Source organism: Burkholderia sp. MSMB1835 (assembly GCF_001526365.1).
Taxonomy (GTDB): domain Bacteria; phylum Pseudomonadota; class Gammaproteobacteria; order Burkholderiales; family Burkholderiaceae; genus Burkholderia.
The window spans coordinates 69,493-87,990 of the sequence record NZ_LOYP01000042.1 but is presented as its reverse complement, the minus strand read 5'-3'; the positions used below and the strand labels follow the sequence as shown (position 1 = coordinate 87,990).

Here is an 18,498-nt window from a genome sequence, read left to right as displayed (position 1 = left end):
CAAGACCGGCTTCAGCGTGCCGACGGCGCGGCGGGCGCGTCGCCGAGCGCCGGCATCGAGTCGGACAGCGCGCGGTCCGGCCGAATCCGCAGCGCGGCGACGATGCCGAACAGCAGCATCGCGACCGAGCCGATGAACGGCACCGTCCAGCTGCCGGTGCGATCGACGAGATAGCCGAACAGGATCGGCGACAGGATTCCCGAGATCGCGGAACCGGCGTTCATCATCCCGCTCGCGATGCCGGCATGGGCCGGCGCGATATCGCTCGGCACGGCCCAGATCGGCCCGATCGTCAGTTCGAGGCACAGGAACGATCCCGACAGGCACAGCGCGACGCCGGCCGTCGAGTGCACGAACGCGAGCGGCAGCAGGCACGCGAGCGCACCGACGAAGCTCGTCACGATCACGCTCTGGCGCGACAGCGCGAGGTTGCCGGTCTTCCGGTAGATGCGGTCGCAGAGCCAGCCGCCGAGCGTGTCGCCGACCACGCCCGCGAAGAACACGCCGGACGCGAACAACGCGGTCGATTTCAGGTTGAGGCCCTGGCCGTTCAGGAAAAAGGTCGGCAGCCACGTGAAGAACAGCCACGCGGTCCAGCCGTAGCAGAAGTAGACGAAGATGGTCGGCGCCATCCGGCGCGACAGCGGCCCCCACGGCGTGGGCCCGGAGGATGCGGTGGCGCGGCGGGCGCGCGTGCGGCCATCGTCGTCGCCGAGCGGATGCTCGCGGAAACCGGCGATCCACCATGCGAGCCACGCCAGCGTGACCGCGCCGATCACGAAGAACGCCGCGCGCCACGACAGCCACGTCATCAGCGCGGCGACGATCGGCGGCGTGACCGCGTTGCCGAGCCGCGAGAACGAATGCGTGAAGCCCTGCACGACGCCGCGCCGCTCGCGCGGGAACCACTGCGTGATCGCCCGGGCCTGGGCCGGCAGCGTCGCGCCTTCGCCGATGCCGAGCAGCAGGCGCGCGGCGAACAGCAGCCCGAGGCTGTGCACGAGCCCGGTCGCGAACGTGGAGACGACCCAGATCAGCCCGCAGCCGATCAGCGTGATGCGGGCGCCGAACCGGTCGGCGATCCAGCCGCCGCCGATCTGGCAAATTGCATACGAATACGCGAACGCGGAGAAGGCGACGCCAAGCTCGGTATTCGACAGCCCGAGTTCGGCCTTGATCGCGCCGGCCGCGGTCGCGAGATTGACGCGGTCGACGTAGAGGATGAACGAAAGCGCGCACAGCAGCCACAGCGTGTGGCGCCGTTGACGGTGGTCGGTGGGCATGTGTCTCACTCCATGTGCGTGCGCGGCGTTGCAATGACGCTGCGTTCACGGGCGAGCCCAGCATCGCGCGGCGGTGAAGACACTGTCCAATGAATCTTTGGGATCAATCGATAACCGCAGGTATTCATTTCCGTTTCGGCCGCACGTGTCCGCGCGGCGCGCAAGCGGGCGACCGCGCGGATCGAGGCGCGGGAGGCATTGCGCGAGGCGGCCGTCGGCATGCCGCCGACAGTCGACCGCGCCGGCGCCGTGCGCGCGGTGGTCGCGTACGGTGCGGCCGGAGATGGGAACGGTATCGGCGATGAAATACACGGCGCCCGGATTCGGCCCACCGCTCGAACAGGTCGGGCGCGAACCGCGCGCATGAGCGGCAAGGCCCGCGCGTCAGGTCGGGAAGCGCTCGCTGTCGGCCGCCGGCACGAGATCGTCGGGCCACTGCACGTCGAACCGCGTGCCGCCCGCGCCGGTCGGCACGCACAGCGCCTCGCCGCGATGCGCATGCGCGATCGCCGCGACGACGGCGAGCCCGAGGCCGGTGCCGCCGGGTTGCGACTCGTCGACGCGCCGGAACGCCTGGAACACGTGCGGCGCGAACTCGGCGGGAATGCCCGGGCCGTCGTCCTCGACGCGCAGCCGGCACGTTCCGTTCTCGATGCGCGTCTGGATCCGGATCGCGCCGGGCACCGCATGGCGGCGTGCGTTCTCCAGCAGCGCGAGCAACGCCTGGCGCATGCGGACCGGGTCACAGCGCATCCGACGCGGGTCGAGATCGAGTTCCGGATGCTGGCCGGCGGCCTGCAGCGCGTGCGCGAACACGTCGACCACGGCGCGCACTTCGGCGGCGAGATCGGTGTCGCGGATCTCGATGCTCAGGTGGCCGCTGTCGGCGAGGCTGACCACGCGCAGATCCTCGATCAGTCGCGTGAGCCCTTCGACCTGCGCGAGCAGGCTGCGGTACAGCGCGTCGCTCGGCGTGAACACGCCTTCGGCGAGCCCCTGCAGCCGGCCGCGCAGCACGGTCACGGGCGTGCGCAGCTCGTGCGCGATCGCCGCGTTCCAGAAGGTTTGCTCGTCGGTCACGCGCTGCAGTTCGCTCGCGAGCGCGTTGAAATTGTCGGCGAGCAGCGCCGCTTCCTTCAACGAACGGTCGCCGGCGACCGCGCGTGCGCCGAGATCGCCGCGCGCGACGCGGCGGATGCTGTCCGTCACCGAATTCAGCGGCACGAGGATGCGGCGCGACAGGTTGATCGCGACGATGACGGCAATCAGCAGGCCGACCAGCGTGGTCGAGATGATCCACACCCACTCCGGCCCGCTCGGGAGCCAGCTCTGCGGCTGGAACGACTCCGGCGAGTACTGGTACAGCAGATAGTAGAACGCATAGGCCGTCACGACGATCAGCACCGTGATGCCGAAGGCGATCGCGCCCATCGTCAGCGCGATCTGGCGGCTCAGGCCATCGAGTCTCACTCGCCGCTCCACAGTTTGTAGCCGACGCCGCGCACGCTGGCCGGCACGCCCGCGACGCCGAGATCGTCGAGTTTCTTGCGCAGCTTGCTGACGTGGCTGTCGACCGTGCGCTCCAGCGCGTCGCCTTCCGGCAGGCAGGTCGCCATCAGCTCGGCGCGGCTGAACACGCGGCGCGGCGCGCGCGCGAGCTGCGCGAGCAGCTTGAATTCGGTGAGCGTCAGCACGAGCGTGTGGCGCGCGCCGTCGACTTCGACCGTCGCTTCGTGGTGCTCGAGATCGATCTCGAACGGCGCGGCGCGCAGCACGCGCTGCTCTTCCTGGCGCGAGCCGCCCATCGACCGGCGCAGCACCGCCTGGGCGCGCGCGACGACTTCGGCCGGGTTGAACGGCTTGACCACGTAGTCGTCGGCGCCGATGCGCAGCCCGGTCAGCTTGTCGATGTCCTGGTCGAGCGCGGTCAGCATGATGACCGGCGTATCGCCGCGATGGCGGATCTCGGCGAGCACCTTCCAGCCGTCGACGTGCGGCATCTGCACGTCGAGCAGCACGAGGTCGGGCTTCAGCGACAGGTGGAGTTCGAGCGCGCGGCGGCCGTCGGCGGCGTGCACGGTACGCAGCCCGTTGCGCGCGAAATAGGCCATCAGGATCTCGGCGATCTCGGGTTCGTCCTCGGCGATGAGGACGAGCGCCTGTGCGCGCTGGCCGGCGCCGGGAGATGAAGAAAATTCGGGCATGGCCACTCGTTCGGATCTATCGGGGTTCCATCGAATCGCCATACTACCGCACGGCCCGCGCAACCGAACGGAGACGGGCGAGACCGCGTCGATCGCCGTTGCGTGCGCCGGCTTTCCGCGACCTTTCGGAAGCGCTGCGATGCGTTGCCGACAGGGGAATACCCTGTCTTTTTTTTTCGATCTTGTTTTATGTATCATGACCTAACTTTTGCAACATGTACTAATTAGGGGCACCGGAAAATCCATATCGGTACGGAGCAGTACGGCGTGTGTCCAGGCAGGAATGCGAACCGGATTCGCGCGCCCCGTCCGAGGGGCGCTCGGGCCGGCGGCAGGTGAAGCGGATTGGGATCGCATCCCGTCGTCAGACTCCGCGCGAACGATGGCCGCTTCCCGGCACGGGGGCCGGCGTTCGCGCCCATCGCAGGCGTCATTTACCGATCATGTCCAGGAAGTCATCCATCAGCGGGTCGGCCGACCTGCAGCGCAGGCAGTGGCTCAAGGTCGCGGGCGCGTCGGTCGCGGCGGGCGGTCTTGCACTCGGCACCGCGCGGGCGAAGGCCGATTCGGCGCCTGTCGCGGGCCAGGCCGGCGACGTCGTCGATGTCGCGATCGTCGGCGCCGGGCTGGCCGGCCTGACGGCGGCGCGCGACCTGCGCTACGCGGGCTGCGAATCCTTCGTCGTGCTGGAGGCGCGCGACCGCGTGGGCGGCCGCACGCTGAACTACGACGTTGGCGGCGGCTTCGTGACCGAAGTCGGCGGCCAGTGGATCGGCCCGGGCCAGACGGCGATCGCCGATCTCGCCCGCGAGCTGGAAGTCGGCACGTTCCCGAGCTACTACGCGGGCAAGACGGTGATCCTCGGCGGCGACGGGCGCGCCGAGATCGACCTGGCGGGCACCTTCGGCACCGACGAGGCCGTCGCGGCGAAGCTCGGCAAGTTGTCGCGCGACGTGCCGTCCGGTGCGCCGTGGACGTCGCCGAAGGTCGGCGAGCTCGACCGGCTGTCGGTCGGCGACTGGCTCGCGACACAGGGCATCAAGGCGGAAGACCGGATGGGCTGGAACGCATCGATCTCGCTGTCGGGCGGTGTCGCGCCGGCGAAGATGGGGCTGCTGCACTTCCTGTCGATGATCAACTCCGCCGATTGCGATTACGCGCAGCTCGACTCGATCAAGCACAGCGCACAGGAAACGCGGTTCGTCGGCGGCTCGCAGCGCCTGAGCATCCGGATGGCGCAGCAACTGGGCGACAAGGTGCGGCTGTCGTCGCCGGTGCGGCGGATCGTCGGCTGGGATCGCGACGTCGTCACGTTGCAGACCGATCGCGGCACGGTGCGCGCGAAAAAGGTCGTGATGGCGCTTCACCCGGCGCTGTGCCACCAGGTGCAGTTCGATCCGCCGCTGCCTGAAAGGCGCCACGCGCTGCAGCGCGCATGGCCGGCCCATTCGCCGGCGCGCAAGACGGCGATGGTCTATCGCCGCCCGTTCTGGCGCGACAAGGGCTTGAACGGCCACATCTTCCAGACCGACGGGCCGATCTTCTGGGCTTACGACAATTCGCCGCCGGGCGGCGAGATCGGCGTGATCAACGCATTCGTCCGGAATGCGCTGATGCCGTCGGATCTGCAGGCCGCGCAGCAGATGCACATGGATCTCTATGCGCAGGCGTGGGGCGACGAAGCGCGTGCGCCGGTGTCGTACCACGATCGCGACTGGGGGCTCGCCGACCCGTGGACGATCACGTGCGTGTCGGCGATCCCGCCCGGCTTCTGGAGCGCGCACGGCGACGCGCTGCGCGCGCCGTGCGGCAACCTGATCTGGTCGGGCACCGAGACCGCGAACATCTGGGCCGGCTACATGGACGGCGCCGTGCGCGCCGGTCACCAAAGCGCGCTTCAGGCGCTCAATGCGCTGCGTCGTGCTTAGGAGAGCGAAGATGAAGAAACGCATGCTGCTCGTCGCGGCGCTCGTGGTGATCGGTGCATTGCTGGCGCTCTACGGCCCGACGCTGCTCGGCTTCTATCGCCTGCAGCGCCATATTGATACGGCCGCGCAAGCCGATGACGCCGACGGCGGCCCGTGGCCGCGCGTGACCGACGCGTGCATGGGCTGCCACGGCGTGAAGGGCACGTCGCTCAGCCAGGCGTATCCGAGCCTCGCCGGCCAGCCGGCGCAATACGTGGCCGCGCAGCTTCGCGCGTTTGCGGGCGGGCAACGCACGAACCCGACGATGGGCCCGCTCGCGATGACGATGAGCGAGGCCGAGATCACGCGTGTGGCCGGCTATTACGCGAAGCAGGCGCCGCTGGACAACCGCTATTTCAAGCCGGATGCACGACTGCGCACGAAAGGCGAGCAATTGGTAACGGGCGGCGCGTGCGCGGCCTGCCACGGTGCGCGGTTGACGGGGCAGGCGCAGTTCCCGCGGCTGGCCGGGCAGGGTTACGACTATCTGCTCGCGCAGCTCGACGCGTTCGCGACGGGCTCGCGCAGCGAGGCGACCGGCACGATGCAGCGCGTCGCGCAGGCGATGTCGGCGGACGATCGGGCGGCGGTGGCGACCTATCTTGCGAGCCTCGCCCCCGGCAGGCAGTGAATCAACGGCAGCAATCGACTTCGGGAGTTCGAACCATGGATCACAGATCACTTGTCCTTTGTCTTGCCAGCGCGACGCTTGCGATGACGACCGGCGTCTACGGCTTCAAGTTCGTGCGCAAGCGCAACTTCCTGCTCGGCTTCGAGTGGTGGATCGTGACGATCTCCGCGTCCAACGCGGTGATCTTCTTCGCGACCGAATCGCCGGTGTCGTACTTCGTTTCGCACTTCCTCGACGCGTTCTCGCGCGGGTTCGGGATGCCGGTGATCGCGGTTGCGGGCCTGATGGCCGTCACGCACGGCTACCGGCCGTCGCTGCGGCAGGACGTGACGCTGTTCGTGCTCGCGACGCTCGGGACGGTCGCGCTCGTGGCCGGTGTGTTGCAGCACGCGCTGCCGTACTTCTACGTGGCGATGTGGACGCTGATGTCGATCTATCTCGCCAGCTTCGTGTGGCGGCTCGTGCGTGCCGGCCATACGCTCCATGCGCTGACGACGACGTTCGCGCTCGTCGCGTCGCAGGCGATCGCGTGCATCTACGATTTCTACAAGATCCCCGGCGAGGAAACCAACGTCGTATTCAACTTCTACGTACTGGCGTTGCTGACCTGGTCGTACCTGACCGCCGCGCTCTATCACGCGTATTGCGCACTGGAGCGCGACGCCGGACCGAACAACGTGAACGCGAACGTCCTGTCGTATCCGAAATGAGTCGCGCTATCGCGGAAGCGGAGACGGCTCGCGCCGGTTGCAGGTCCGGCCGCCGCGATCGCGGAGCGCACGGATGGCCCGGGTTCGCCTGACCCGCGCCGAGCGGCGCGATGCGACGCGCGAACGCCTGATCGACGCCGCGCGCGCGATCTTCGCGGAGAAGGGGTATGCGGCCGCGAGCGTGGAAGACATTGCCGCGGCGGCCGGGCATACGCGTGGCGCGTTCTACTCGAACTTCCGCGGCAAGGCCGACGCGCTGTTCGAGCTGTTGCAGCGCGATCAGGCCGAGGCCGCCGCGGCATTGCAGCGGATCGTCGGTTCGCATGACCCGGCCGACGACGCGCAGCACGCGATGCTCGCGTACTGGCGAAGGGGCACGACCCGGTCTGCAGCGCGCCTGATGTGGCTCGACGCGCAGCTCCAGGCGGCGCGCGATCCGCGGTTCCGCGCGCGCTTCGGCGTGTTGCTGCGCGAGCGGCAGGCGCTCGCGGCCACGTGCATCGACGCGTATGCGGCGCGGGCCGGCGTGTCGCTGCCGTTGCCTGTGCCGGTGCTGGCGCTCGGCCTGACCGCGCTGTGCGACGGCATGCAGTCGTGCGGCGCGGCCGACGCGCGAAGCATGGTCGAGGCGCTGGCCGACGCAGTGTTGGTTGGCTTCGTCACGCACACGGTGTTCGACCGCGTGCGCGGATGAAGGCGCGAAGAAGCGGCGGCCGTGCGTTGTCGTGTGCGTGTATGAAGGCCGAAAGCCGATTGTCATGACGGGCCGGCGGCGGGCGGCGACATACGTTCGATCATGCAGACGAAACAGGGAATACCCCGTCTTTTTCTTTTCATTATTTTTGTCATGATGACCTAACATAGTCATCGTGTTCTACTGGTGGCCGGCAATGAAGACGAACCGCCGGCCGTGGCTGAACGAATCGGGAGATGAACGATGGATGCAATGACGCGCAAGGCGTTCTTCGAGGACGGAGCCGTGGTCGTCGAAGGCGTGCTCGACGACGAGCAACTCGCGCAATGCCGCGCGGTGTTCGACTGGGGGATGGAAAACCCGGGGCCGATGGCGACGACGCTGCTCGACGGCACCGAATACAAGTCGCACAACGACAACGCGAACCCGTATGCGAAGGCGCGGCTCGACGCACTCGTCGGCACGCTGCCGTTCGGGCAGTTGTTCGCCGACCTGTGGGGCTCGAAGCACGTGTGGTACTTCGCCGAAGAGCTGTTCATGAAGGCCGGCGGCAAGAGCGCACGCTCGCCGTGGCACCAGGACACGTCGTACCTGCCGTGGCAGGGGATGCATTTCGGCAACGCGTGGATCAGCTTCGAGCACGTACCGAAGCGCAATGCGCTCGAGATCGTGCGCGGCTCGCATCACGGTGTGCGGCATGACGGCACGACGTTCCAGAACGCCGACGATCCGACCGACCCGTTGCATGGCGGCGACGTGTGGCCGCGCTTGCCGGACATCGAGGCCGAGCGCCGTGCGGCGCCGGATGCATACGACATCCTGTCGTGGGAAACGAAACCGGGCGACGTGCTGCTGCTTCATCCGGGCGTGCTGCACGGCGGCGGCGCGGTCGACGCCGATTTCCCCGATCGCCACACGCTCGTGCTGCGCTTTTTCGGCGACGACGCGGTGTTCAGTCCGCTGCCGGACGAAAGCCGCTCGGGATTCACGCCGGCCGGCGTGCTGTTCGTCGAGGAACTCGCCGCGCTGAAGGCCGGCGATCCGTTCCGCGCGCCGTGTTTCCGTCAACTCGTCTGAACCGGGAGATTTTCATCATGACAGCCACTCCGAAGCGGCAATCGATCGTGCCGGCAGCGTTTCAGCCGTGGTACGACGCGTACCACTTCTCGCCGGCGACGCGCGTCGGCGACACGATCTGGGTGTCGGGCCAGGTCGGCCTCGACGCGCAGATGCAACCGGCCGACGGCGTGCAGGCGCAGGCGCGGATCGCGTTCGAATGCCTGAAGACGATTCTCGAGGAGGCCGGCGCGAGTCTCGCCGACGTCGTCGAACTCACGACCTTCCATACGGATCTGCAGCGCGAGACCGAAGGCTTCGCAGCGGTCAAGGACGTGTATTTCCCCGACCGTTACCCGTCCTGGACGGCGGTAGGCGTCGCGCAACTGGCGTTGCCGGGGCTGTGCGTCGAGATTCGCGCGGTGGCGGTGGCCGGGTCCGGCAAGGTCTGACGGAAGGCACGACGGTTTTTCGCCGATTCTGCGTTCCATTCGAATCGCAGTCCTGACGAAAAATACCGCAATGGCAGTCGAGCGGCAAGCGAGCGGCCGGAGAAACCCCGGCCGGCGCGGCCAGGTGCGACGTCGTCGTCGACTGACGGCGACGATCGAAACAAACGAGGTTTCGTCCGGAATGGGCGAGCGAAGGCGGAGCAGCAAGGAGAACCATGATGAAGAAGCATCGTTTCTGGACCACGTCCGCGATCGCGGCCGCTGCATGTGTCGCGATCGGCACCGCCGTCGCGGCGGACGATCTGACGCCGGCCGGCGCCGACCGCTCGGCGAGCAAGGACGGCGCGGTGCCGGCTTACGCGGGCAAGCAGTCGCCCGACGCGGGCTGGGAGTGGGGCAAGGTGCGCGGCGATTTCTGGAAGCATCGCAACGAGAAGCCGCTCTACTCGATCGACGCGGCGAACGTCGACAAGTATGCGGACAAGCTGTCGCCCGGCCAGGTCGCGCTGATCAAGCAGAAGAAGGGCTACCGGATGGACGTCTATCCGTCCCATCGCGAATGCCAGTTGCCGGATGCCGTCGAGCAGAACTCGAAGGCGAATCTCGCCGCCGCGAAGCTGGATGCGAGCGGCGAGAACCTCGCCGCGGCCGCGTTGCCCGGCGTACCGTTTCCGCAACCGAAAAGCGGCATCGAAGCGATCCTGAACTACGAGATGCGCTATCGCGGCGAAGGCGTCGACTGGGCGCAGGTCGCCACGACGATTTCACCGCGTCCGGGCAGCAGCGAATGGATCGACGCGGTGGGCCCGCAGACGTATTACTTCCCGTCCGGCAAGCTCGGCAAGACGTCGCCGCAGGAGGTCGATCAGCTCAGCACGGCCGTCTACTTCCAGATGAATTCGCCGGCGGCGCTGGCCGGCCAGGCGTTCGTGCAGCGCCAGTACTTCAACAAGCCGTCGGAGACGTACTACTACTTCCCGGGCCAGCGCCGCGTGCGACGCATGCCGGCCTACACGCACGACGCGCCGCTGATCGGCTTCGAGAACCAGTACCTGATCGACGAAGGCAACATGATCAACGGCTCGCTCGACCGCTTCAACTGGAAGCTGGTCGGCAAGAAGGAAATGATCGTGCCGTACAACGCGTTCGGCCTGTACCGGTTCAAGAGCAAGCTGCACGACGTCGCGACGCCCGACGGCGTCGCCGCCGCGAGCCGGCGCTACGAGACGCATCGCGTGTGGGTCGTCGAGGCGGCGTTGAAGCCGAGCGCGCGGCACGTCGCGTCGAAGAAGGTGTTCTATCTCGACGAGGACAGCTGGCTCGCGCTCGTCGGCGAGGACTACGACGCGCAGGGCAAGCTGTGGAAGGTGCGGGAAAGCTACCCGATTCCGGTGTGGGAGCTCGGCGGCACCTGCGACAACGAACCGCTCGCGCAATACGACATGATCAACGGCCGTTACGTGTTCGACGCGTCGTCGATCGGCCAGGGCAAGGACGTGCGCTGGCTCGAGCACGCGGACGATCCGCGCTTCAAGCAGGATTTCTATACGGCGGAATCGCTGCGCTCGGTCAGCGAACGCTGACGGCGACCGGCAGACGGATACAAGGGCCGGCGCGCGCAACGATCGTGCGCCGGCATCGAACAGGGGCGGAGGCGGATCATGGAACCGGCACGATTATTCAGGAATGCTACGGTATCGTTGGCGATGGCGGGCGCCGCGACGTCGAGCGCGTATGCGTACGATTTCACGGCGGGCGGCGGCGCCGTGCAGGGCTCGTGGGTGACGAACCTGACGGCGGGCGCCGGCATCCGGACCAAAAACCCGAGCTGCTCGCTCACCGGCGACCCGAACGCGTTCGGCTGCGGTGCGGGCGCGAACACGAACCAATGGGGCTACGCGGACGACGGCGATTTGAATTATCGCAAGGGCCAGCCGTTCAGCACCTACATCAGCGCGACCAGCGAGTTGCTGCTGAAGATGCCGAGTGAAGGGTTGAAGTTCATGGTGCGCGGCACCGGCATGTACGACTTCATGGCCACGAACACGAACCGCACGCCGTTGTCGAGCACCGCGGCCGCGCAGGTCGTCTACAACGCGCAACTGCTCGACCTGTGGGCGCAGAAGGATTTCACGATCGGCGGGCGCAACGCGCACGTGCGGCTCGGCAACCAGGTGATCAACTGGGGCGAGAGCATGTTCGCGCAAAGCGGCATCAACGCGACGAACTCGATCGATGCGCAGAAGCTGCTGATTCCCGGCTCGCAGCTCAAGCAGGCGCTGCTGCCCGCGCCGATGGCGAGCTTCGCGGCCGACCTCTCGCACGGGTTCAGTACCGAAGCGTATTACCAGTTCCAGTGGAACGGCAACCGCTACCCGCCGGTCGGGTCGTACTGGTCGGTGACGAACGGCTTCGGCCGCGGCGCGGAGCCGTTCACGATCAACACGAACAACCTGAACGTGACCGGCCCGAGCGCGGGCACGATCGCCAACGCGATCGGCGGACCGGGCGCGGCCGGCAACCAGGACACGCTCAACGCGATCAGGAACGGGCTCGTGAACGGCGCCTACGCCGGGCCGCCGTTCAATGACATCGGCCTGCCGAGCACGACGACCCTGCCGGCGAAATACCGGCCGCAGTTCGGCGTGAAGTTCAACTACTCGCCGCGCGCGTTCGACGCGAACTTCGCGTTCTACTACCTGAACTACACCGACAAGTCGCCGGTGCTCGCGTCGCTCGCGAACGGCACCGAGCAATGGTCGTATCTCGGCCGGCGCCAGTTGTTCGGCGTCAGCGCGAACTTCGGCGTCGGGCCGTGGGCGATCGGCACCGAATTGTCGTACCGGCCGCGCGATGCGGTCGCGCTGTCGGGGTGCTACGGCGCGGGCGGCCCGCTCGACCTGAACACGAACGGCGTGGCGGGCGTGGACTGCCAGCAATGGGTCGACAAGAAGAAGTTTCAGTACGACATCAACGGGCTGCTCGCGCTCACGCGCAGCGAGTACCCGTTCCTGAAACTGCTCGGCGCCGATTCGGCCGCGCTGACGTGGGAACTGACGTGGATCTACTACCCGGGGCTGAGCTCGAGCGGCGTCACGCGCACGGTTGGCGGGCAGACCGTCACGCAGGTGCCGCAGACCGGCTACCTGCCGTGGCTGAACAACGGGTCGGCGGCCGGCTATCCGATCGGGATGGGCCAGGGCACGTCGAGCTCGGTGGGCGCGACGATCGACTTCAACTGGACCTATGACGGCTCGCTGATTCCCGGCTGGCAGGTCACGCCGGGCGTGACGTTCTCCGACGGCCTGTACGGCTACACGCCGACCTTCACCGCGAATTACATGCAGGGCGCGAAGTCGCTGAACGTCTACGTGCTGTTCAACCAGAACCCGCCGAACTGGCAGGCCGGCATCAACTTCACCGCGTTCTGGGGCGGCCACAACACGGTAGGCCAGCCATATGCGGACCGTAATTTCGTCGGCTTGTTCGTCACGCGGAATTTCTGACGGCGGCAGGTGGCAGGTGGCGTACGCCACCGGAATACATGAAGGGGTAACGTCGTGCTCAATCGTCTGGTCAGTCGCCTGGAAAGGCTCTTCTTCGGTCACCGCGCGATCGTGCTCGCGGCGATCGCGTTGTTCACCGTCGCGATGGCCGTGTTCGCCGTGCAACTGCGCATGGATGCCGGCTTCGACAAGCAGATGCCGATCGGGCACGAGTACATCCGCACGTTCCAGCAATACCGCAACGACCTGCTCGGCGCGAACCGGATCACGGTGGTCGTGCGCGCGAAGCACGGCTCGATCTGGTCGAAGCAGGGGCTGACGCGGCTGTACGACGTCACGCAGGCCGTCACGTACCTGCCGAACGTCGACCGGATCGGCGTGCGCTCGCTGTGGACGCCGAACGCGTTCGTCAACGAAGTGACCGACGAAGGGTTTCGCGCCGAGCCGATCATTCCCGGCACGGTGACGCCCGACCAGTTGACGCCCGACATCGTGGCGCGCGTGCGCCGCGCGACGACGCTCGGCGGCTACGTCGGCACGCTCGTGTCGCACGGCGAGGACAGCGCGATGATCACGGCCGAGCTGAACGAGCGCGACAGCGCCGGCAAGGTGCTCGACTACGTCGCGTTCAATCGCCTGCTCGAAGACAAGATCCGCAAGCCGTTCGAGGATGCCGGCTACGAGATCCAGATCATCGGCTTCGCGAAACAGATCGGCGACATCGCCGACGGCGCGACGGCCGTGCTCGGCTTCTGCGCGATCGCGCTCTTGCTGACCACGCTTGCGGTGTACTGGTACTGCCATTCGGTGCGCTTCACGGTGCTGCTGGTCGCGTGCTCGCTCACGTCGCTCGTGTGGCAGTTCGGCACGTTGAAGCTGCTCGGCTTCGGCCTCGATCCGCTCGCGGTGCTCGTGCCGTTCCTCGTGTTCGCGATCGGCGTGTCGCATGGGGTGCAGCAGGTGAACTTCATCGTCCGCGAGATCGCGCACGGGCGGAGTTCGTTCGATGCGGCGCGCCACAGCTTCAGCGGCCTCTTGATCCCCGGCGTGCTCGCGCTGATCACCGCGTTCGTGTCGTTCATCACGCTGCTGCTGATCCCGATCCCGATGGTGCGCGAGCTGGCGATCACCGCGTCGCTCGGCGTCGCGTACAAGATCGTGACGAACCTGATCCTGCTGCCCGTCGCGGCATCGTGCTTCAACTTCACGAAAACCTATGCGGACGCTTCGCTGAAGCGCGCGCAACAGCGTGCGAAGCCGCTGCGCGTGCTTGCACGCGTGGCGGAGCCGAAGGTTGCGGGCGTCGCCGTCGCGCTGACGGTGGCGATCTTCGCGCTCGCCGCGTGGCAGAGCCGCGACCGCGTGATCGGCACGCTGCAGCCGGGCGCGCCGGAGCTGCGCGCGGACGCCCGCTTCAACCGCGACGCGACGTCGATCGCCGGCAACTACGACATGGGCCTCGACTGGCTGACGGTGGCGATCGAATCGACCGGCAACGCGTGCGACAACCCGGCGGTCGGGCTGTACGAGGACGACTTTTCGGCCGCGATGAAGACCGAGCCGGGCGTCGTGTCGGTGCAGTCGTATTCGGCGATGCTGCGCGCATACAACCAGGGCTACAACGAGGACTTCCCGAAGATGAACGTCGTGCCGATCGCGCCCGAGAACTACGGTGCGGTGTCGGTGGACGTGTCGCGCCTGAAGGGCTTCATGAGCCGCGACTGCGGGATGACGGCCGTGCACCTGTTCCTGACCGACCACAAGGCGACGACGATCAACCGCATCCTCGACGACGTGAAGCAATACCGTGCATCGCATCCGTTCCCGGGCATCACGGTGCGGCTGGCCGCCGGCAACGCGGGCGTGCTCGCCGCGACCAACGACGAAGTCGAGAAGAGCGAGCTGCCGATGATGCTCTACGTGTATGCGGCGATCCTGGTGCTCGTGTTTCTCGCCTATCGCGACTGGCGCGCGATGCTCGCCTGTTGCGTGCCGCTGTCGGTCGCGACCTTCATCGGCTACTGGTTCATGAAGGAACTGCAGATCGGGCTGACGGTCGCGACGTTGCCGGTGATGGTGCTGGCGGTGGGGATCGGCGTCGACTACGCGTTCTACATCTACAACCGGCTGCAGGTGCATCTCGCGGGCGGGCAGGACATCGTGAAGGCGGTGCAGCACGCGATGCTCGAAGTGGGCGTGGCCACGATCTTCACCGCGATCACGCTGGCGATCGGCGTCGCGACGTGGAGCTTCTCGGCGCTCAAGTTCCAGGCGGACATGGGCAAGCTGCTCGCGTTCATGTTCATCGTGAACCTGGTGATGGCGATGACCGCGCTGCCCGCGCTCGCGTCGCTGCTCGAGCGCTGGTTTCCGCGCCGCAAGCCGGCTCGCGCACCGGGCCTGTTCAGCCACTGAAGCCGACGAACATTCCGACGGAGATCCAGTCATGGTCAAGACCTTTGCTGTGTGCGGCGCACTTTGCGTCGTGGCGACAGGCTTCGCACGCTTCCACGAAACGGTTGCGCAACAGCCCGCGCCGGCCCGCGCGTTCGCGACCGACGCGCAACGTGTCAGCGTGCGCCACGCCACGGGCGATGAACCGGCCGTGGCGCCGTCGTCGAACGACGGCGACGCCGGACTTCAGGCGGCGGCCGCGCAGGGTACCGACAAGCCGCCCGTCGTCGCGCTCGGCGTCGCGCATGCCGGCTGGTCGGTGCTGTTCAGCCACTGATGCCCGCGCACACCATCACGGAGGTTCATCGATGATCAAGACACTCGTTGCCTGCACCGCGCTCTGCGCGGCCGCCGCGGCCCTCGCTCAACCGCAGGACGGAACGGTGGCGGCCTGGGCCGCGAAGCCCGCGCATGCGTGGGCGGCGCCGACGCACCGGATGCTGATGGACGCGGCGCGCGCCGGCGCGCGGATCGTCGCGGTCGGCGAGCACGGCATCGTGCTGCTGTCCGACGACGACGGCAAGACCTGGCGGCAGGCGCGATGCGTGCCGGTATCGGCGACGCTGTCGGCCGTGTCGTTCGCCGACGCGAAGCACGGCTGGGCCGTCGGCCAGTGGGGGGCGATTCTCGCAACCGACGACGGCGGCGATACGTGGGTCACGCAGCGGCTCGATACGTCGGTCGACCAACCGCTGTTCTCGGTGCTGTTCACGAACGCGCGGGACGGCATTGCCGTCGGCCTGTGGTCGCTGATGCTGCAGACGCACGACGGCGGCAAGACGTGGGTACGCACGACGCTGCCGAAGCCGCCGGGCGGCGGCAAGGCCGACCGCAATCTCTATCGCGTGTTCGCCGACGCCGCGCAGGCGCTCTACATCGTCTCCGAACAGGGGATGGTGCTCAAGTCGGCCGACGGCGGTGCGAACTGGACCTATCTGCCGACGGGCGGCAAGGGCACGTTGTGGTCGGGCGTCGCGACGCCGGACGGGCGGATCGTGGTGGGCGGGCTGCTCGGCAGCCTGTTCGAGAGCCGCGACGGCGGCGCGACGTGGGCGGCGCAGCACACCGGCACGCGCAGCTCGATCACCGATCTCGTCGCGACCGGCGGCGGCCTGACCGGCGTCGGGCTCGACGGCCTCGTGCTGACGCAGCGCGTGGCCGGCGGCCCGTTCGACGTCGTGCAGCGCGCGGATCGCGCGACGCTGACCGCCGCGCTGATCGACGCGCGCGGCAAGCCGGTGCTGTTTTCGCAGGACGGCGTGCTGGCCGCGCCATGAGTCGAATCGATCGAGAAAAACGAGGAAGCATGGAGCATTCGAAATGAAGCGCAAGGACAAGCCGGACATGCAGGCCCGGCGGCGGATATTGCGCGCCGCGGCCGCGGGCGCCGCGTCGCTCGCGGCCGGCGAGGTGTCGTTCGCCGAAGGCGCGGCGTCGGTATCGGCCGATCGCGGCGTGTTCGATGTCGTCGTCATCGGCGCCGGGCTCGCGGGGCTGACCGCCGCGCGTGACCTGAAGCGCGCCGGATGCGAATCGTTCGTCGTCGTCGAGGCGCGCGATCGCGTCGGCGGGCGGACCTACAACCACGATCTCGGCCGTGGCGTGGTGTCCGAAGCCGGCGGCCAGTGGATCGGCCCGGGGCAGACGGCGATCGCCGATCTCGCCCGCGAACTCGGCGTCGATACGTTCCCGACGTATTACGCGGGCAAGACCGTCGTGCTGGCCGGCGACGCGCGCGTCGCCCAGGATTTTCACGGCGGCTCGGGCGGCGACGACGCGATCGGCGCGAAGCTCGGCGTACTCGCACGCGGTGTGCCGTCGCGCGAACCATGGACCGCGCAGCACGCGGCGGAGCTCGACAAGCTGACCTACGGCGACTGGCTGCTCAAGCAGGGCGTGACCTACGAGGACGGCTACTTCCTCGGCCTCGCGGCAAAGCTGTCGCTCGGCGGCGCGCCGGCGCAGCTCGGGTTGTTGCACTACCTGTCGATGATCAATAGCGCCGATTGCGACTACGCGAAGCTCGAATCGACCAAGGGCGGCGCACAGGAAACGCGCTTCGTCGGCGGCTCGCAGGTGTTGAGCCTCCGAATGGCGAGCGAACTCGGCGCGAAGGTGCGACTGTCCTGCCCGGTGCGCAAGATCTCGGGCTGGGATCGCGACGTGGTCGACGTGCAGACCGATCGCGGTGTGCTGCGCGCGCGGCGCGTGATCGTCGCGCTCAACCCGGCGCTGTGCCAGCAGATCGCGTTCGATCCGCCGCTGCCGGAAGGCCGCGCGCAGTTGCAGCGGAACTGGCCGGCGAATGCGCCGATGCGCAAGACGGTGCACGTGTACGACCGGCCGTTCTGGCGCGACGGCGGCTACAACGGACAGATCTTCGAAGTCGGCGGCCCGGTGTTCATGGCGTACGACAACTCGCCGCCGGACGGCTCGGTGGGCGTGCTCGCCGCGTTCGTCGCGCCGGGCGCGCTGCCGGCCGAACCCAAGGCGGCCGAGCGAACGCTGTCGGCCATCTTTGCCCGCGCACTCGGCGACGAGGCGCTGCATCCGACGCAGTTCCACGACTACGACTGGGGCCGCGTCGATCCGTGGACGCTGCAGTGCATCCACCCGCTGCCGCCCGGCTTCTGGACGAAATGGGGCAAGTTCCTGCGGCCGGAGGCCGGCCGGCTGATCTGGTCGGGTACCGAGACGGCCGACCTGTGGCCCGGCGCGATGGACGGCGCTGTGCGCGCCGGGCATCGCGCGGCGTTGCAGGCGCTCGGCAAGCTGGCCGGCCGCGGCGGGGAGGCCTGAGTGAAACGAACCTGGATGATCGGCGCCGCGCTGCTGTTGGCGGGCGGCGCGGCGGCCGGCGTGCTGTACGGCCCGGACCTCGTCGACGGCATGCGTTACCAGAAGGCGATGGCCGCGATCGGCGAAGCCGACAAAGCCAACGGCGGCGCGTGGCCGCAGGCTCAGGAGACGTGCTTCTTCTGCCACGGCGCGCATGGACAGTCGCAGAACGCGTGGTATCCGTCGCTGTCGGGCCAGCCGGCCCCGTATATCGCCGCGCAACTGCGCGCGTTCGCCGCGGACCAGCGCCGCGACGCGTACATGGGGCCGCTTTCGCGCGAACTCGACGACGCGAAGATCGACGCGCTGGCGACCTACTTCGCGCGACAGGCACCGGCGCGCAACGAACCCGTGCCGGTGGACGCGGCGCTCGACAAGCGGGGAATGGCGCTCGTGGAGGCGCGAAGCTGCCGCGCGTGTCACGGCGCGGCGCTGACGGGCAAGGATCCGGCCCCGCGCCTCGCCGGCCAGGGACAGCTTTACCTGGAAGCGCAACTGGCGGCGTTCCGCTCGGGCGAGCGGCACGATCCGACCGGTGCGATGAACGGGTTGGCCGCGACGTTGTCGGGCGACGACACGCGTGCCGTCGCGCACTATCTGGCCGGCCTGTCGCCGGACGGGGCGGCCAGATGATGCGGGAAAGGCGTGAGGGCCGGGAATACCCTGCCTTTTTCTTTGTCGTTTACTTTGCCATAGTGACCTA

Annotated in this window: 16 protein-coding genes; 13 read left to right on the top strand and 3 right to left on the bottom strand. The window is 68.0% G+C overall.

Annotated elements, in window-relative coordinates:
• Positions 1-11: 11 nt before the first annotated feature.
• The 3 genes from WS96_RS16720 to WS96_RS16710 form a co-directional block, all read right to left on the bottom strand.
• Positions 12-1,283 carry an MFS transporter gene (locus tag WS96_RS16720; protein WP_059833925.1) on the bottom strand — a complete coding sequence of 424 codons (1,272 nt, stop codon included), beginning with the start codon at positions 1,281-1,283 and terminating at the stop codon, positions 12-14.
• Positions 1,284-1,667: 384 nt separating this feature from the next.
• Entirely contained in the window at positions 1,668-2,753 is a 1,086-nt protein-coding gene (locus tag WS96_RS16715) for an ATP-binding protein (RefSeq protein WP_059833923.1), read from the bottom strand.
• The gene (locus tag WS96_RS16710; RefSeq protein ID WP_059833921.1) at positions 2,750-3,487 is read right to left on the bottom strand and encodes a response regulator; all 738 of its coding nucleotides are present in this window, start codon (positions 3,485-3,487) and stop codon (positions 2,750-2,752) included. The genes WS96_RS16715 and WS96_RS16710 overlap by 4 nt, the downstream gene beginning before the upstream one ends.
• 443 nt (positions 3,488-3,930) lie before the next feature.
• Between WS96_RS16710 and WS96_RS16705 the strand changes: the two genes are divergently transcribed.
• From WS96_RS16705 to WS96_RS16645, 13 genes are all read left to right on the top strand, one after another.
• Entirely contained in the window at positions 3,931-5,415 is a 1,485-nt protein-coding gene (locus WS96_RS16705) for a flavin monoamine oxidase family protein (RefSeq protein ID WP_059833919.1), read from the top strand.
• 10 nt (positions 5,416-5,425) lie between these two features.
• The gene (locus tag WS96_RS16700; protein WP_059833917.1) at positions 5,426-6,085 is read left to right on the top strand and encodes a c-type cytochrome; all 660 of its coding nucleotides are present in this window, start codon (positions 5,426-5,428) and stop codon (positions 6,083-6,085) included.
• 35 nt (positions 6,086-6,120) lie between these two features.
• Positions 6,121-6,795 carry a hypothetical protein gene (locus WS96_RS16695; protein ID WP_059833915.1) on the top strand — a complete coding sequence of 225 codons (675 nt, stop codon included), beginning with the start codon at positions 6,121-6,123 and terminating at the stop codon, positions 6,793-6,795.
• 73 nt (positions 6,796-6,868) lie between these two features.
• The gene (locus tag WS96_RS16690) at positions 6,869-7,489 is read left to right on the top strand and encodes a TetR/AcrR family transcriptional regulator (protein ID WP_059833913.1); all 621 of its coding nucleotides are present in this window, start codon (positions 6,869-6,871) and stop codon (positions 7,487-7,489) included.
• A gap of 243 nt (positions 7,490-7,732) precedes the next feature.
• On the top strand, positions 7,733-8,566 hold the full coding sequence (locus WS96_RS16685) for a phytanoyl-CoA dioxygenase family protein (protein WP_059833911.1): 834 nt from the start codon (positions 7,733-7,735) through the stop codon (positions 8,564-8,566).
• Positions 8,567-8,583: 17 nt separating this feature from the next.
• A complete protein-coding gene (locus WS96_RS16680; RefSeq protein ID WP_059833908.1) occupies positions 8,584-8,997 on the top strand; it encodes a RidA family protein in 414 nt (137 codons plus the stop codon).
• A gap of 215 nt (positions 8,998-9,212) precedes the next feature.
• Complete coding sequence (locus WS96_RS16675; protein ID WP_059833907.1) at positions 9,213-10,580, top strand: DUF1329 domain-containing protein; 1,368 nt, start codon at positions 9,213-9,215, stop codon at positions 10,578-10,580.
• Positions 10,581-10,658: 78 nt separating this feature from the next.
• Positions 10,659-12,503: a DUF1302 domain-containing protein gene (locus tag WS96_RS16670; RefSeq protein ID WP_059833905.1), complete on the top strand. Its 1,845-nt coding sequence runs from the start codon at positions 10,659-10,661 to the stop codon at positions 12,501-12,503.
• A gap of 54 nt (positions 12,504-12,557) precedes the next feature.
• Positions 12,558-14,918, top strand: a complete 2,361-nt coding sequence (locus WS96_RS16665; protein WP_059833903.1) for an efflux RND transporter permease subunit — start codon at positions 12,558-12,560, stop codon at positions 14,916-14,918.
• Between the two features lie 31 nt (positions 14,919-14,949).
• A complete protein-coding gene (locus tag WS96_RS16660; RefSeq protein ID WP_059833901.1) occupies positions 14,950-15,234 on the top strand; it encodes a hypothetical protein in 285 nt (94 codons plus the stop codon).
• A gap of 31 nt (positions 15,235-15,265) precedes the next feature.
• Positions 15,266-16,234: a WD40/YVTN/BNR-like repeat-containing protein gene (locus WS96_RS16655; RefSeq protein WP_059833899.1), complete on the top strand. Its 969-nt coding sequence runs from the start codon at positions 15,266-15,268 to the stop codon at positions 16,232-16,234.
• 43 nt (positions 16,235-16,277) lie between these two features.
• Positions 16,278-17,756, top strand: coding sequence for a flavin monoamine oxidase family protein (locus tag WS96_RS16650; protein ID WP_059833897.1), 1,479 nt, complete (start codon positions 16,278-16,280; stop codon positions 17,754-17,756).
• Complete coding sequence (locus tag WS96_RS16645) at positions 17,757-18,428, top strand: c-type cytochrome (protein ID WP_059833895.1); 672 nt, start codon at positions 17,757-17,759, stop codon at positions 18,426-18,428.
• Positions 18,429-18,498: the final 70 nt, after the last annotated feature.

Bases quoted from the DNA above. Each gene is read 5' to 3' on its own strand.
- WS96_RS16720 (WP_059833925.1), bottom strand. From the start codon at position 1,283: ATGCCCACCGACCACCGTCAACGGCGCCACACGCTGTGGCTGCTGTGC.
- WS96_RS16710 (WP_059833921.1), bottom strand. From the start codon at position 3,487: ATGCCCGAATTTTCTTCATCTCCCGGCGCCGGCCAGCGCGCACAGGCG.
- WS96_RS16705 (WP_059833919.1), top strand. From the start codon at position 3,931: ATGTCCAGGAAGTCATCCATCAGCGGGTCGGCCGACCTGCAGCGCAGG.
- WS96_RS16700 (WP_059833917.1), top strand. From the start codon at position 5,426: ATGAAGAAACGCATGCTGCTCGTCGCGGCGCTCGTGGTGATCGGTGCA.
- WS96_RS16695 (WP_059833915.1), top strand. From the start codon at position 6,121: ATGGATCACAGATCACTTGTCCTTTGTCTTGCCAGCGCGACGCTTGCG.
- WS96_RS16690 (WP_059833913.1), top strand. From the start codon at position 6,869: ATGGCCCGGGTTCGCCTGACCCGCGCCGAGCGGCGCGATGCGACGCGC.
- WS96_RS16685 (WP_059833911.1), top strand. From the start codon at position 7,733: ATGGATGCAATGACGCGCAAGGCGTTCTTCGAGGACGGAGCCGTGGTC.
- WS96_RS16680 (WP_059833908.1), top strand. From the start codon at position 8,584: ATGACAGCCACTCCGAAGCGGCAATCGATCGTGCCGGCAGCGTTTCAG.
- WS96_RS16675 (WP_059833907.1), top strand. From the start codon at position 9,213: ATGATGAAGAAGCATCGTTTCTGGACCACGTCCGCGATCGCGGCCGCT.
- WS96_RS16670 (WP_059833905.1), top strand. From the start codon at position 10,659: ATGGAACCGGCACGATTATTCAGGAATGCTACGGTATCGTTGGCGATG.
- WS96_RS16660 (WP_059833901.1), top strand. From the start codon at position 14,950: ATGGTCAAGACCTTTGCTGTGTGCGGCGCACTTTGCGTCGTGGCGACA.
- WS96_RS16655 (WP_059833899.1), top strand. From the start codon at position 15,266: ATGATCAAGACACTCGTTGCCTGCACCGCGCTCTGCGCGGCCGCCGCG.
- WS96_RS16650 (WP_059833897.1), top strand. From the start codon at position 16,278: ATGAAGCGCAAGGACAAGCCGGACATGCAGGCCCGGCGGCGGATATTG.